This window comes from Ruegeria sp. E5 (assembly GCF_056534105.1).
In genome coordinates this window covers 106961-120503 of sequence record NZ_JBQFPA010000005.1, presented here as the reverse complement: position 1 = coordinate 120503, position 13543 = coordinate 106961, and the positions used below count along the sequence as shown (strand labels likewise).

Here is a 13543-nt window from a genome sequence, read left to right as displayed (position 1 = left end):
CCTCCCACAGATTCATGATTCACGTTTGCCCAAATCGATCACCGAGGCGCTTTGAACACCAAGCCAGACGGTATCGCCCCGGCTGTGATCGACTGTGTGAAAGTAGTTGGGCACTGCGACGGCGATGCTTTCGGGCAATCCGTCGATGCGCACATAATAATGGACGCTCTCACCATAGAAGGCGACGTCCGATACCACGCCTTGAACATAAGCGTCGTAGCCTTCCGGTTTTTCTGCGCTGATCTCCAATTGTTCGGGCCGAACGCCGACCAGCAGTTCTTTGTCATGCATATGAACGTTTGGATTCACCCCAATCGTCATCTGCCCAAACCCCTGAACAGTTACTTCCAGCGTTTCAGAATTTTCAGCCGTTACCTCAGCATCCAGAAAGTTCATTCCACCGATAAAAGAAGCCACTTCCCGATTGCACGGTTGAGAATACAGAACTTCGGGCTTGTCGACCTGCTTGAGCTGCCCAGCAAACATGACACCGATGCGATCGGACATGGTCATCGCCTCGTATTGGTCATGCGTGACCATGACGAAGGTAACTCCAAGCTTTTGCTGCAGACGGCGCATTTCCAGCTGCATGGCTTCGCGCAGGTTTTTGTCCAGCGCGGAAAGAGGCTCATCCAACAGCAGCACTTTCGGCCGCATAACCAACGCACGAGCAAGCGCCACGCGTTGACGCTGACCGCCCGACAATTCATTGGCCTTGCGGTCCTGCAAGCCGCCAAGTTCAACCATCTCAAGCGCTTCAGCAACGCGCTCCTTGATTTCCTTGCGCGAGAGCTTTGTCTTGCGCAAACCGAACCCGACATTGTCGCCCACATTCAAGTGCGGAAAGATTGCATAACTTTGAAACACCATATTGGTGGGACGTTTGTTGGCAGGCACCTCGCCCATTACGCGCCCATCAATCCGGATCTCGCCCTCTTCGTGATCCTGAAACCCGGCGATGATGCGGAGGGCCGTGGTCTTGCCGCAGCCCGAAGGCCCAAGCAGCGAAAAAAACTCACCCTCTTTCAAGGTCAGGTTCAGATCGGACACAGCCACAAAGGAGCCAAAGCGTTTTTCAACGCCCTGAATTTCGATGATGTTCTGTTCGCTCATCTTGTTCATTTCCTTTGGCTTCAATCCGAGGACTGGGTGGAACGGCGGCGGAAATACTCGGCAATCAACAGCAGCAGGACCGAAGACAGCAAAAGCAACGACCCAAGCGCCAGCGTGTTGGGCAATTTTGCCGGGAAGCGGATCTGGCTCCAGATATAGACCGGCAATGTCGGGCTGTTCCCGGATAGGAAAAAGGCCAGGACAAATTCATCAAACGACACGGTGAATGTCACCAGCAGGCTGGCGATGATGCCGGGCGCAACAATAGGCAGAGTGACACGCCGAAAGGTTCCCACAACGCTTTCGCCGAGGTCGAAGGCAGCCTCTTCCAACGACTGGTCGAAATCGTCAAAGGCCGATTTCATGATCGATACGGAAAAGGGCAAAGCCACGAATACATGCCCAAGAATCACGGTTGTCAGTGAAGGTTTCAACCCGACGCTGATGAACAGTACCAGCATCGAACTGGCGACAATGATACCGGGCACGACCAGCGGGAGCATGACCAGACCTTCGGAGAATTCCCGTCCTTTGAAACGGTACCGGACATAGGCGCGCGCGGCGAACAGGCCCAGAGACGTCGCCATCAAGGCAGTCACACTGCCGACGATCAGCGAATTGACCATCGCCTGCAGCAACGTGTCTTGCTGACCCAACTGCGCGTACCACTTCAACGTGAACCCCTTTAGCGGGAAAGCCACGATGGTTCCGTCATTAAATGAAAACAGCGGCAAGAGCAGAACTGGCAGGTACAGAAACACCAGATAGGCGATCGCGTAAACAAGCAACCATGGGATACGAATAGCCTTGGTCATCTGATCCTCCGCCCCAGTGCGGTGACGACCACCACAAACAGGATTGCGACGCAACCGACCGAAAGCATGGCAAGCAGAGACAGGGTTGCACCCAATGGCCAATTATTGGCCGCGCCAAACTGAACCTGGATCAAATTGGCCACCATTTTTCCCTGCGAACCGCCGACCAGGGCTGGCGTGACATAGTCGCCAACCGTGGGGATGAAAATGATCAAGCAAGCGGCGATGATCCCTGGCACCGTCAGGGGCAAAGTTACGCGCACAAACCGTTCCAACTTGCTGCACCCTAAATCGGTTGCGGCCTCCAAGAGGCTGCGGTCGATCTTTTGCAGCGACACATAAATCGGCAGGATCGCAAACGGCGCCCAGGCATGTGCAAGTGTAAGGACAACGGCGAATTCATTGTAGAGCAGGAATGTAAGCGGTTCCTGTATCAGCCCCAGCGAAATCAATGCTGAGTTCATCACCCCATTGAAGCCAAGGATCAATTTCCAGCTGAACACCCGCAGCAGGTAGCTGCTCCAAAACGGGATGGTAATCAGCAATAGCCAGAGGGTTTTTTTCTGCGTCCGAAACGCGATGAAGTAGGCAATCGGATAGGCCAGACCGACCGTCGCCAATGTCACTGCCCCCGCAATCGCGACCGACCGGATCATCAGATGTCGAACCAGCGGGTCGGTAAACGCCTCTTGGTAATTCGCCCAGGTCAGTGTGCGGTCAATCTCGACATAGGTCTGGGTCCAAAAGCTGTAGGCGACAAGAATGCAAAGCGGAACAGCCACGAGCAGGCCGACATAGAGCGTCGCAGGCGCGCTCAGTGCCAGGCCCTTGCCCGTTTCACTTCGTAGTACTCCGGCCATGCTTCCCTGCTGAGCTTCGTTTTCGGTGGCACGACAATGTCGATCACAAAATGGACAATCGTCCATTTAAATCTGGAATTTTTGGACTAGCTGTGTCAACTGATAATTTCGCAACTGGGGATGGCCAAATTCACACCGGCCATTAGAAGACACCGCAAGAGACTGAAAACAAACAGAGCCGCCTGATCCAATGACTGGAAGACGACAAGAAATACGCGAGCGAAACCGCCTTTCCCTGATCGAGGCAGTACTCGACTCGGTTGCAGAAAAAGGGATTTCCGAGACTTCCGTCAGCGAAATCATTCAACGCGCCGAACTGTCCCGCGGCATGATTCACCTTCATTTTGGCGGCAAAGACAATTTGGTTGACGAAGCCGCCCGCTACTCATCCGAACAATACTACAATGGCATTTACGACCTGTTGGAAACGACCGGGCAAACCGGACAGGAACATATTGAGATGATTGTTCGGGGCGACTTGAGTGAAGCCATTCTCAATAAGAAAAACGTTTCCATTTGGTACGCGTTTCGAGGCGAGGCCCGAAACAGAGCGGCAATCGCTGCGTTTTCAGATACCCGCGATGCTAAGCTTCGTAATCTGGTTTTCAACGCATTCGCTCGAATTGCGAAAGAAGCTGGAAGCGAACACCCTAATCAAGTTGCTAGGGATGCTACGCACGGCACACTCGCAATGCTGGAAGGCATGTGGACAGATTACCTACTCCACCCGGATTCATTTGATCGTGACGAAGCAATGAGAATTGTTTTTCGATTTCTGCGCGCAATGTTCCCGAAGCATTTTGACCTAAGCGGCGCTTTGTTGCTTAAGTAGAGCTTGCGTCAGGTTTCCTATCTGGCTGCTGTAGAAGTGGACAAGACGCTGCCTTCCCCCTCGGGCAACCCTATTAGACAACACCGTGTCCTCGGCTGTGCCTGCGGGCCGCACCACTATTGTCGAATAGCATTGCCTCGCCCCCATCCGCGTTCGCCACGTGGCAGATCAGCAGGAACAGGCACCTTCGGCGTCTGATCTGCAAATCAGCCATGAATTTCCCAAAAGGAAGTCAGGACCAATGAAATCAGTCTGGGTGCTGGATGAAGGAAGTGAAGCGAAAATGGCAAGGTTCTGTCGCTGGTGGCAGAACTATGTGTCGCCCTACAAGGACATGTGGAACGTCACTGATATTTGACTCAATCGACTTCAAAACCTCCACAAATCGGCCGATCACGTCATCCATTTCTGACCCAAACGTCAAGCAATTCTGACCCAGAGCGAGCAGCACCCCCTCATCCGCACTGCTAACGATAGTCGCCGAACCAGCTTGCCAAATAGCCCATTCCCGGGCTTTAAACACAAACGCTTTAGTAAGGCGCCTTGGACAGCGTCATCAAAAACGCAACTAAATCTGCAATCTCTTGCTCAGACAAATTCAATTGCGAGAGAATGGCTTCACCGTCGGCGTGCAGCCTTTCGGTATTGATTTTACTGTAATGTCGGACCACAGCGTTCAGATCCTTTAGGCTGCCGTCATGCATGTACGGTGCGGTTTCAGCCACTCCGCGCAGGCTGGGCGTGCGGAAGGTTCCAAAATCAGCGTGGCTTCGGCGTAGATTACGAACCGCCCAAGCACCTTGCCTATCTGGATCGTCATTCCAGTCGCCGTCCAGTGTATAGGGGCTTGAGAGCAAAAAGTTCAATCCACTAAACCGACCTTCGTCGACCTCGGTTTCATTCAAAAAATATGGCACACCAGCATCGTGGAACTCATTGTTGGAAAACCTCGGGCCGTTGTGGCAAAATACGCAATTCCCGCGCCCTAAAAACAGCTGAAGACCTCGCTGGGCTGCCTCGGGGTAGTAGGCAGCCGCTGGAAAATCTCGACGCTCTAAGGCATCGCGAAAATCGTCAAACTGCGTCCGGTCTGTAACCAAAGTCCCCAAGTAAGCCGAAAGAGCTTTCGCGGCATTCACCAAAACAAGCTCTGGGCCCTGATTTTGGATGACGCCAAAAATAGCTTCAAAGTCATCAATGTAGGCACTTTCAGACATTGCTGTTTTTAGGCTTTCGGGGCTGTGCGCCATCTCTTGTTCTTCGATGATCGGATGCAGGCTAGCTGCCCAAAGGTTATCGCTTTTGCCACCCCACCCATACCAGCGGAGTCCGGCTAGGTTCCGCAGTGATGGAGTGTTTCGATCTAACAGTACACGGCCGAGCGCCCGCGCCTCTGGAGTTGTAAATGCCTGTTCCGGATCATGACAACTTGCGCAAGAAAATGCACCGTCGACGGATAACACCGGATCGGTGAATAAGGACTCTCCAAGCGCGATCGCTCTGGCATTGTTCGAAACTCTATTGCTTGGGTCCGAATGGAAGGATGGTGGCCAAGGCCCAAAGGAAAGCGTTTGTTCAATTTCGTCTGCAGATAACAAGACCTCTGCACGCACTGCACCTGTCAGGGCTATTAGCGCAGCTGTAAACCACAGCTTCATTTCAGCGTAATTTCTGACGTATAGAAAATTGATTGGCCATTGACGTCGACATCAACCTGCAGCTCCCACAAACCCGGCATGTGAAACAGCATATCATCAACAAGGAACGCTCCGCCGCCCAATGCGCTAACTTTGGGGGTATAGTTCATACCGTGTCGATGAGCGGGCATGACTGCATCCACACGCATTTGGCCCACGGCAGTTTCACTACAAATAGAAACCAGTACGGAAAACGGTTGAGCCAACGGAATTTCATCGACGGACAGATAAATCTCGGGTGCGTTTTGAACTTCCGAATTCATACGTTGCCCAATTACGTCACAAGCAAAAGCCGTGCTGGACCAAATCATAAAACAGACGGCGCAACGGATCATTTTGATGTCAGCAAACGTTCTGCGTTAGCAAAGGCGATGTTGTCCGCAATCTGGTCCGGCAGTAAATCCAGCCATTCACGCGAAAAATCGGCATGAGGTCCTACGTAATACCAACGTTCCGGGGCAAATGTATCCGTACCAACCATGAAACGATCCGGATGGGCTTCGAAAGCCTCCTTCCAATCGGGGTCAATTCTGCCTCGTGAAGCCATGTCTGAACGAAACGCCAGGTCGGCCCAAAGCCTGGGATACGTGTCCAGCGCGTCAACAACGCTCGCTGGATCATCAAAGCCAGAGTGCGCCCACAATACCCGAGCTTCAGGCCAGGTTTCGAAGATCAGGTCCACTGCCTCTCGATCGCCGTGGTGGTGTAGAATGAGGTTCCGCTCTTTCGCCAGTGCAATCATGCGCTGGATGACCGGCGTTTTGATGTCGTCGCCGTAAGCGTGAAACTCGCCGATGGCTTCATAGTCGTTCTTGGCCAGGTTTTCTTCCAAATAGTCAATTACAGTTTCATCGTGCATCCATGTGTTGATTTCACCGCGACGACGGTACGGGCGCAGTGCTGGAACGACGATGTCCGGTGCCGCGGCTAACAAAAGCTGAGTGCCATTGTCATCCGAGCTGGAAACCAGTGCTTTCCGCACACCCGCATCCCGAAGGATTTTAGCCACCTGTTCTGGTGGCACCAGTTTGACGGCGTCGTGGCTGTAATGAATATGCGCGTCAAAGATCGGGCGCTCTTGTGCGATGGCACTGCTGCAAAACAGCGCGGCACTCAAAATGCAGATGTGTTTAAGCACCACATGCCTCCTCAATATTATTCAGAATCTGGCAAGCGTCACGTCGAATTTCACGTGCAAGAATGGTTCGGTGATCGTACCAGAAAGTTCCATGCCGTCCGGAAATTCTGAAGCCGGCCGTTCGACATAGGTCATCACCAGATCGTCCCGAACTCCAAACACCGTGTCCTGATCCAAATAAGGATCGTCGTCGGGGAAAATCTCGGTCACCAAAGAACGGTAGCCAGGAGCCTTGACGATGTAGTGTAGGTGCGAAGGCCGCCAAGGATGGCGCCCACACGCCCGTAGGATGTCTCCGACGGGTCCATCCGACGGAACTGTGTATTCCACCGGTTTGACCGTGGTGAACGCATATTTTCCATCCTCCCCAACCGTCATCAGAGCGTGGAATGAATAGGTGTCCTGTTCTTCGTCTTGGCTTGCATACATTCCATTCGGCGCGGTTTGCCAGATATCCAGTTCTGCACCGGAAATCGGATTACCATCGGTGTCCCGGATCACGCCTTCAGAAAGCAGCACAGGTCCACCGTAGTGGCGCTTCATATCCCCGCCGAATGGCAGAGGCGGCGCGCCAGAGACATGGAAAGGGCCAAGTACGGATGAACTTGTTGCATCAGAACTTGAATGCAACATGTCCACCAATGACGAAAGGCCTAGCACATCCGAGGCGAGCACGAACTCATGCCTGTCCTCTGATTCCACGGCAGCGCATCCCTCCAGAAACGCAATCCCGGCGCGCCATTCGTCATGTGTCAAGTTGGTTTCCCGAGCGAAGTCATGGAGGTGTTTGACCAGAGACCCCATGATTTCTCTCATCCGCGGATCGGTGTCCTTGGACAGGTATCCCATGAACACGTCGGTGATATTGTCTTTGGTAACAGAGCGCATCTGCGCCTCCTTAAATCAGGGCAAGGCTGAGGATCGGGAACTCGATCAGAATAAACAGAACGATCAGCATCACGAACGCAAAGGGAAGTGCGCCCATGAATACATCCTTGAGCGATATTCGGTCATCGTTGATCGTCGATTTGATGACGAAGCAAGATATGCCCAAAGGCGGGGTCAAAAGCCCGATTTCGGCGCCGACCACAGTGATAATGCCAAACCAGATCAACGACATGTCCAGGGCTTCGGCCATGGGCAGGAACAGCGGGACGACGATCAGAATGATGGACGCAGTATCGAGCAAAGTTCCCAGAAAAAGCATCAAGAGAACGTAGAGCAGCATGATCGACCAAAAGGACGCGGAATTTCCCGCGAGCAAATCCTGCAACTGATTTGGCAGCCCGGCCAGCCCCAGCATGCGACTATAGATCGAAGCCGCCGTAATCAGGAACAAGATCGCCGCTGTAATGTGACCGGTTTCCAGCAACGCGTCCCAGAACGCTCTTGGTGTCATGGACTTGCGTACGACTGCAATCACGAGCGCAACCAGTGCCCCGGCGGCACCCGCCTCGACAGCGGTTAGCCATCCTGTGTAAATGCCACCGAGCACTACCGTGATAATGAACAATGTGGGCAGGGTCTTGGATGCGATCTCGCGCCCGGACATCCATTCGGTGTCTTCGACGACCCGGCCGCCCACAAATGCAGGTGTAAAACGGCCCATCAACCAGATCGCGCCCACATAAGCTATTGCCAGCATGATACCGGGTATTACTCCCGCCAGAAACATGTCCCCTACGGACTGTTCGGCGACAAAGGAATAGATGATCAGCATCGCCGAGGGTGGAATAATCATCCCCAAAACCGACGACCCGGCCACAACCCCAACCGCAAAACGTGGATTATATGCCTGCGCCATCATCTGCGGGACCGAGACCTTGGTGAACACTGATGCGGACGCAATGGACGACCCGGTAACGGCCGCAAACACAGCATTTGCTCCGACGGTCGCCATTCCGATACCGCCTTTGACCTTGCGAAATCGCATGGTCATGACCTCGTAAATATCCCTGCCTAGTCCCGCTTTTGAAACGATGAGGCCCATAAAGGTAAACAGCGGGATTGTCGCGAAACTGTATTCCATCGCGCTGTCGCCGACCGCAACCTTCAGCAGGTTGAGCGCAAGCGTGAAGTTGTCCCGCATCAGCCAGATCGACACGAAGGAGACCACGCCCAAAGCAATCGGAATGTAGACGCCCGCGTAAATCAGAAAGACTATGGCAATGACCGAGATCAGGCCAATCTCAATCGGCGTCATTCTGCGGCCTCGTCATGCTCTGGCGTGCGAATAAGTTGCGGGCGGTCCTGCGCCGTGACGACCTTGAGCAGGAAGATCACGCAGGCAAGCGCAGTACCGCACGCGATGACCAGTTTGACCGGCCACCAAGGCAATGTGAAAAGACCGGGCACTCCGAAGTAGTCCTGTGTTTCCCACATGTGAAGAAATTCTGGTAAGGTTACATAGGCGATCAAGGCCATGAAGATTGCCGAAATGGCGTTGATGATGCGCCTCAGGTTAGCTGTCAGACCGGGGCGACGATGGTGTAGCAGGTTCAGAAACCCATCTGAGCGCGTCAATCGATCCACTCTGACAACGTCGGCCAGCTGCAGGAACACGATCATCACGACCGAGAATTGCACCATCTCATAGGTACCTCGCAGTGGGGCCGAAAACAGGCCCCGCGCAATGACGTCAACATTCAGAATGACCACCAGCGCTAGGACGACAAGCGTACCCAATGCGTTGGCGGCGACAGCAAGCGATTTGGCGACCCGCGACAAGCCAGCAACTGCGGTCTTCAGCATGAAAGGACCCTTTCGTGGATCGCCAGCCAGTTATTCGGCCGTCCAGTCACGTACTCCGGTGAAACCGGCGTCCTGCAGCTTTCCAAGATAGGCGGCCAGCATCTCTGTGCCCTGCTCGCCGTTATCGTTCAGCGTCGCGGCCCATTCCTGCGCGACATTCGGCATGGCGTTTGCCCAAGCGGCACGGTCTTCGTCCGAAACCTCAACGATTGTTCCACCCGCTTCAACATACGCGTCCCGCGAAGCAGCTGCGCGGTCCATCGCGATGCCAGCGACATGGTCACGGTAGTCGATGGCGACAGCCTTCAACACGTCTTTAACTTCGTCCGGGAGGCTAGCCCAGTAGTCGGCATTGACGGTGATGGTCTTCGAATTCACTGCTCCCAGATCAGCCTTGAGCATGTAAGGTGCTACTTCCGCGATCTTAAACGTCTTTGCGGCTTCGGGCCAAAGCATGCCGCAATCGACAAGTCCGGTTTGAAGCATGTTGTAGAAATCGGTTAGTCCCCCGCGTACACCGGCGGCATCCTTGATCCCTTCGAGATAGCGCAGGTTCAAACCTGCACCGGCGATTTTTCGGCCCTCAAGATCAGCAACCGATGAAACAGGTTCCGTGCAGAAAATCTGATAGGTGTCGAGCACAACGCCTGTAGCGAGATAAACTTGGTTCTGTGCGGCAAACTCGTTTTGCATCGCCGGGTATTCACGAGCGATTTCGTCAACAGCCTTGGCCACGGCGCGGGAATCCGATGCCACGAAAGGTGTCGAGCCCGATATCCCTTGGCTGGGAAGCTTCGAAGAATGGAAGATGGTGGTAACGATGCCAATGTCCCCTAAGCCCAACTGAATACCTTCCAGGACGCCCTTGGGTTTGACGATCGAACCTCCATAGTTCTCTTGCCAGCTCATCTTGTAGTCGCCAGACTTTGCCAGCCGCTTGTCCACTTCTGGAATGAAGAAGTTGGTGAATTCTTTCACCCACAACGCGCGGTCGGGATAGCCATCAATCACGACGGCAGAGATGGTCTCTTCTGCCGCGACGGGCATCGCCATGGCGCCCGCCAGAGCAGCGCCCACTAGGCTGCGTTTGGTCCAGTTTTTCATTTCTCTCCTCCCAGAAAGTTGGGTCTTTTGTCTTTATTTGCTTGTTTTGACCCAGTTGACGGTCAGGTCAGTGCCTGCCGCTTCGAACAGTTTTGCAATGGCGCAATACTTGGCTGTCTCCTCGCCCACGCGCGTCAGTTCCTCCTGACTGGCGGGCGTCTCACAATTCACGGTGAGTTCAATTTCCGGAAACGGAACATCGATCTCCTCCTCCATCAGCACACCACGCCGGTCCAACCTGCATTTCGCGTCGATTGTCACAGTGCCGAGGTCAACTCCCAACCGATGTGCGTTCTTGTGCCCGATGACATTCGTACAGGCGATCAGGGCTGCCATTGCGGTTTCTGTCGGAGACGGACCAAGATTTGTCCCGCCGCGTTCGACGGGTTCATCTACAACAACATCTAGATCGCGAATTGGTATTTCAGTCCGCGCATGAGTCGGGCACTGAGCTGTCGTGCGGTAAGTCACGACGGGTTTCACTTTCATAGCCACAGCGTCACCTCCTCATGCATAAGAGCAAACTTTTTCGAATGGAAAACGTGGAAGCTTCTGGAACAATCCGGTCTCGTCCGCGTAGCCCAGATTGCAAAGAAAATTGGACTTGAGCGTCGTGCCCGCGAAGAACTCCTCATCGACGATTTTGTTCGAAAAACCTGACATGGCGCCGACGTCCAACCCGACCGCCCGGGCCGCAATCATGAAGTAAGCGCCCTGAAGCGTGCCATTTCGAAAGGCCGTGTCTGCCACGTAGTCGGGCTTGTTTTCGAACAATGGCCGACGGTCTTCGTGCGGGAAAAGAAAGGGCAGTTCCTTCCAGAAGTCCATGTCATAGGCAATGATCGCCGTGACCGGAGCATCCATCATCTTTGGCACATTCTTCGGCTTTAAAGACTTTGCAAGCCGCTCTTTCCCTTCGGGACTTTTCACGAAAACGAAACGCGCGGGCAAAGTATTCATGCTGGTCGCGCCGTTGATCGTGATGTCGTAGATCTCTTCAAGTATGTCGTCAGAAACAGGCTTGTTGGTCCACGCGTAGTGCGATCTGGATTCGCGCAAGATCAAGGCGATCGCGTCATCCGACAAGCGTGGAATGCGCTCGCGCAGATCGCGGTGATCTTGCTGCGCCTTGGCGCGAAGTGCCTCCAGCTCTGCCCCGGTTGGTGCGCTCATGCTGCAGCCACCTTGGATTTGGCGTCCTTTTCGTCAATGATTGGGCTGGCGCAGATTCCGATGCCTTCAATCTCGACCTCAACGGTTTCGCCGGGCTTCAGCCAACGGGGATTGGGCTTTTTGGCGTGTCCGACACCGGGCGGCGTACCCAGCGCAATCAAATCCCCCGGCTCCAGAGTAGTATATTCCGAAATCGTCGCGATGACCTGACGAACCCCCCAAATCATGTTGGCGGTATTCGAGCTTTGAAGGATTTCATCACCCACACGGCTTTCGATCTTCAGACCTGATGCCCCTTCGGGCAACTCATCCGGAGTCACGGTGAGAGGGCCGACCGCGCCCGTGTCATCAAAGTTTTTGCCGGGCGTCCACTGAACGGTTTTGCGCTGATAGTCCCGCAGCGAACCATCGTTAAATACAGTGTAGCCAAAGACATAATCCAGTGCGTCCTGCTCCGAGATATGGCGTCCGCGCTTTCCAACGATCAGCATAAGTTCGGCTTCGTAGTCGAGCTTCTCGGAACAGGCAGGCCGCACCATGGGTTGCCCCGCCGCCATGATCGAGTTCTTCCCGCGCATGAACAGCGTCGGATACTCCGGAATATCATACCCGCCTTCCTTGATGTGGTCCGTGTAATTCAACCCCATGCAAATGATCGTTCCTGGAGCGGTAACGGGCAATGCCGGAGTGATGGAAGACACGGGCACACTGTCTGCCGCGTCAATTTTGCTGGCAAGTGAGTCGGCCAGTTCAGGCTTGGCTATCAAACCCATCAAATCCGAACCGACAGCAGGGTCCAAAGCCGTTAGATTCACTGCGTTTTCACCGTCTACAGCAAAAACCGCTGTGCCTTCCGAAGTCTCTCCCACCAGGTATTTCATTTTCACCATCCATGTCAGTTCGCTTGATTTTTGACGACTATTTTGCCATATGTCAAATAATATCGATATTTTTGGAGGCGGCAAATGGTTGCTTGGGCAGACTACAAATCAGAAGCAAAAAGCCGCGGTGCGCTTGCTTTGGAGCTTTACGTCGCGCTGAGCACGCCAGCCAAAGCGCCCGAAGATGTAAAGGCGTCACTGCCAGATCACTTGGCGTATCAGGCGCAGTTGGAACGTTCGGGGCAGCTGGCTTTTGCAGGCCCCATGTCGGATGAAACCGGCGAGCATATGCAAGGAATGGGCCTGATCATCTATCGCGCCGACAATCTTGGATCCGCCCGGAAGCTGGCCGAAGACGATCCTATGCACAAAAGCGGGGCACGTAGCTTTGTACTTCGACGCTGGTTGATCAACGAAGGCTCGCTGAACCTTTCAGTTGGTCTATCGACTGGAACGAGTGCCTTCAGTTAAGTGCACTCAAGAGTATTAGCCGCGAAATAGGAACAGTCGGATATGGACGCCATGCTTGACACTGAGGGCAAAGAGACATCAGCCACTCACGGAGCGTATCGAAGGCTGCGCGAAATGATCCTGACAGGAGAATTACCTCCGGGTCAAAAACTCAAGATCGAACAGCTTCGCGGACTTTTGGACACTGGCGCCAGTCCGGTTCGTGAAGCGCTTAGCCTTTTGACTTCGGACATGTTGGTCGAGCGGATTGATCAGCGCGGATTTCGGGCAGCGCCAGTCAGCAAGTGTAATTTTGAGGAAATACTTCTGTTGCGCTGCAACCTTGAGGAAACCGCGTTGCGCGCTTCCATCACCAATGCGGATGCGCCCTGGGAAGATCGGCTTGTGTTACGTCACCATCATATGAAAAAGGCCAGCCAGAACGGGGCGCGGGACTTTGAGGACGCTCACAAGGCGTTTCATATGGCCTTGTTGGACAATTCGAAATTGCCGTTGCTGCTGCGGTATTGCTCGCAGCTGTATGACCTGAACATTCGCTACCGCTATCTGGCGGCTGGCGGGTCGAGCTACAAAAAGCGAGACATCGCCGCCGAACATCAGCAAATCCTGGACGCCGCATTAAGTCACGACGCAGATAGTGCAACTCGGCACCTAATCGATCACTACCGCCGAACAGGTGAGTACCTTAGCAGCCAGATGGAGCCCTGA

16 protein-coding genes are annotated in these 13543 nt (G+C 54.0%); 3 read left to right on the top strand and 13 right to left on the bottom strand.

Features of this window, described 5'->3' with window-relative positions; all coding sequences use genetic code 11:
* Positions 1 to 12: 12 nt before the first annotated feature.
* From ACR0BI_RS17810 to ACR0BI_RS17800, 3 genes are read right to left on the bottom strand one after another with little or no spacing between them, the layout of a single operon-like run.
* Complete coding sequence (locus ACR0BI_RS17810; RefSeq protein ID WP_480562614.1) at positions 13 to 1113, bottom strand: ABC transporter ATP-binding protein; 1101 nt, start codon at positions 1111 to 1113, stop codon at positions 13 to 15.
* Between the two features lie 20 nt (positions 1114 to 1133).
* Positions 1134 to 1928 (bottom strand): ABC transporter permease, encoded by a 795-nt coding sequence (locus ACR0BI_RS17805; protein WP_480562615.1) that lies wholly within the window; start codon positions 1926 to 1928, stop codon positions 1134 to 1136.
* Entirely contained in the window at positions 1925 to 2788 is an 864-nt protein-coding gene (locus tag ACR0BI_RS17800; protein ID WP_170380962.1) for an ABC transporter permease, read from the bottom strand. The genes ACR0BI_RS17805 and ACR0BI_RS17800 overlap by 4 nt, the downstream gene beginning before the upstream one ends.
* Before the next feature lie 190 nt (positions 2789 to 2978).
* On the opposite strand from ACR0BI_RS17800, the gene ACR0BI_RS17795 reads away from it, so the two are divergent.
* The gene (locus ACR0BI_RS17795; protein WP_480562616.1) at positions 2979 to 3620 is read left to right on the top strand and encodes a TetR family transcriptional regulator C-terminal domain-containing protein; all 642 of its coding nucleotides are present in this window, start codon (positions 2979 to 2981) and stop codon (positions 3618 to 3620) included.
* Positions 3621 to 4150: 530 nt separating this feature from the next.
* Here ACR0BI_RS17795 and ACR0BI_RS17790 read toward each other — a convergent pair.
* From ACR0BI_RS17790 to ACR0BI_RS17745, 10 genes are read right to left on the bottom strand one after another with little or no spacing between them, the layout of a single operon-like run.
* Positions 4151 to 5278 (bottom strand): cytochrome-c peroxidase, encoded by a 1128-nt coding sequence (locus ACR0BI_RS17790; RefSeq protein WP_480562617.1) that lies wholly within the window; start codon positions 5276 to 5278, stop codon positions 4151 to 4153.
* Complete coding sequence (locus tag ACR0BI_RS17785; RefSeq protein WP_480888635.1) at positions 5275 to 5652, bottom strand: hypothetical protein; 378 nt, start codon at positions 5650 to 5652, stop codon at positions 5275 to 5277. Before ACR0BI_RS17785 ends, ACR0BI_RS17790 begins: the two co-directional genes overlap by 4 nt.
* Complete coding sequence (locus tag ACR0BI_RS17780; protein ID WP_480562619.1) at positions 5649 to 6455, bottom strand: amidohydrolase family protein; 807 nt, start codon at positions 6453 to 6455, stop codon at positions 5649 to 5651. The genes ACR0BI_RS17785 and ACR0BI_RS17780 overlap by 4 nt, the downstream gene beginning before the upstream one ends.
* 21 nt (positions 6456 to 6476) lie before the next feature.
* Positions 6477 to 7343 (bottom strand): dioxygenase family protein, encoded by an 867-nt coding sequence (locus tag ACR0BI_RS17775; RefSeq protein WP_480562620.1) that lies wholly within the window; start codon positions 7341 to 7343, stop codon positions 6477 to 6479.
* A gap of 10 nt (positions 7344 to 7353) precedes the next feature.
* Entirely contained in the window at positions 7354 to 8658 is a 1305-nt protein-coding gene (locus ACR0BI_RS17770) for a TRAP transporter large permease (RefSeq protein ID WP_480562621.1), read from the bottom strand.
* Positions 8655 to 9206: a TRAP transporter small permease subunit gene (locus ACR0BI_RS17765; RefSeq protein ID WP_480562622.1), complete on the bottom strand. Its 552-nt coding sequence runs from the start codon at positions 9204 to 9206 to the stop codon at positions 8655 to 8657. Before ACR0BI_RS17765 ends, ACR0BI_RS17770 begins: the two co-directional genes overlap by 4 nt.
* Before the next feature lie 30 nt (positions 9207 to 9236).
* Positions 9237 to 10310 carry a C4-dicarboxylate TRAP transporter substrate-binding protein gene (locus ACR0BI_RS17760; RefSeq protein WP_480562623.1) on the bottom strand — a complete coding sequence of 358 codons (1074 nt, stop codon included), beginning with the start codon at positions 10308 to 10310 and terminating at the stop codon, positions 9237 to 9239.
* 33 nt (positions 10311 to 10343) lie between these two features.
* Complete coding sequence (locus ACR0BI_RS17755; protein WP_480562684.1) at positions 10344 to 10799, bottom strand: OsmC family protein; 456 nt, start codon at positions 10797 to 10799, stop codon at positions 10344 to 10346.
* 18 nt (positions 10800 to 10817) lie between these two features.
* A complete protein-coding gene (locus ACR0BI_RS17750; RefSeq protein WP_480562624.1) occupies positions 10818 to 11483 on the bottom strand; it encodes a malonic semialdehyde reductase in 666 nt (221 codons plus the stop codon).
* On the bottom strand, positions 11480 to 12364 hold the full coding sequence (locus ACR0BI_RS17745) for a fumarylacetoacetate hydrolase family protein (RefSeq protein WP_480562625.1): 885 nt from the start codon (positions 12362 to 12364) through the stop codon (positions 11480 to 11482). Before ACR0BI_RS17745 ends, ACR0BI_RS17750 begins: the two co-directional genes overlap by 4 nt.
* Positions 12365 to 12448: 84 nt before the next feature.
* Here ACR0BI_RS17745 and ACR0BI_RS17740 point away from each other — a divergent pair, with 84 nt between their 5' ends.
* Both ACR0BI_RS17740 and ACR0BI_RS17735 read left to right on the top strand, forming a co-directional pair.
* The gene (locus ACR0BI_RS17740; protein ID WP_480562626.1) at positions 12449 to 12835 is read left to right on the top strand and encodes a YciI family protein; all 387 of its coding nucleotides are present in this window, start codon (positions 12449 to 12451) and stop codon (positions 12833 to 12835) included.
* A 51-nt stretch (positions 12836 to 12886) separates the two neighbouring features.
* Entirely contained in the window at positions 12887 to 13543 is a 657-nt protein-coding gene (locus tag ACR0BI_RS17735; RefSeq protein ID WP_480562627.1) for a GntR family transcriptional regulator, read from the top strand.

What these genes read in the sequence shown, in the direction of transcription:
- ACR0BI_RS17810 (WP_480562614.1), bottom strand. Translation starts at nt 1,113, where the DNA reads ATGAGCGAACAGAACATCATCGAAATTCAGGGCGTTGAAAAACGCTTT.
- ACR0BI_RS17805 (WP_480562615.1), bottom strand. Translation starts at nt 1,928, where the DNA reads ATGACCAAGGCTATTCGTATCCCATGGTTGCTTGTTTACGCGATCGCC.
- ACR0BI_RS17800 (WP_170380962.1), bottom strand. Translation starts at nt 2,788, where the DNA reads ATGGCCGGAGTACTACGAAGTGAAACGGGCAAGGGCCTGGCACTGAGC.
- ACR0BI_RS17795 (WP_480562616.1), top strand. Translation starts at nt 2,979, where the DNA reads ATGACTGGAAGACGACAAGAAATACGCGAGCGAAACCGCCTTTCCCTG.
- ACR0BI_RS17790 (WP_480562617.1), bottom strand. Translation starts at nt 5,278, where the DNA reads ATGAAGCTGTGGTTTACAGCTGCGCTAATAGCCCTGACAGGTGCAGTG.
- ACR0BI_RS17785 (WP_480888635.1), bottom strand. Translation starts at nt 5,652, where the DNA reads ATGATCCGTTGCGCCGTCTGTTTTATGATTTGGTCCAGCACGGCTTTT.
- ACR0BI_RS17775 (WP_480562620.1), bottom strand. Translation starts at nt 7,343, where the DNA reads ATGCGCTCTGTTACCAAAGACAATATCACCGACGTGTTCATGGGATAC.
- ACR0BI_RS17770 (WP_480562621.1), bottom strand. Translation starts at nt 8,658, where the DNA reads ATGACGCCGATTGAGATTGGCCTGATCTCGGTCATTGCCATAGTCTTT.
- ACR0BI_RS17765 (WP_480562622.1), bottom strand. Translation starts at nt 9,206, where the DNA reads ATGCTGAAGACCGCAGTTGCTGGCTTGTCGCGGGTCGCCAAATCGCTT.
- ACR0BI_RS17760 (WP_480562623.1), bottom strand. Translation starts at nt 10,310, where the DNA reads ATGAAAAACTGGACCAAACGCAGCCTAGTGGGCGCTGCTCTGGCGGGC.
- ACR0BI_RS17755 (WP_480562684.1), bottom strand. Translation starts at nt 10,799, where the DNA reads ATGAAAGTGAAACCCGTCGTGACTTACCGCACGACAGCTCAGTGCCCG.
- ACR0BI_RS17750 (WP_480562624.1), bottom strand. Translation starts at nt 11,483, where the DNA reads ATGAGCGCACCAACCGGGGCAGAGCTGGAGGCACTTCGCGCCAAGGCG.
- ACR0BI_RS17745 (WP_480562625.1), bottom strand. Translation starts at nt 12,364, where the DNA reads ATGAAATACCTGGTGGGAGAGACTTCGGAAGGCACAGCGGTTTTTGCT.
- ACR0BI_RS17740 (WP_480562626.1), top strand. Translation starts at nt 12,449, where the DNA reads ATGGTTGCTTGGGCAGACTACAAATCAGAAGCAAAAAGCCGCGGTGCG.
- ACR0BI_RS17735 (WP_480562627.1), top strand. Translation starts at nt 12,887, where the DNA reads ATGCTTGACACTGAGGGCAAAGAGACATCAGCCACTCACGGAGCGTAT.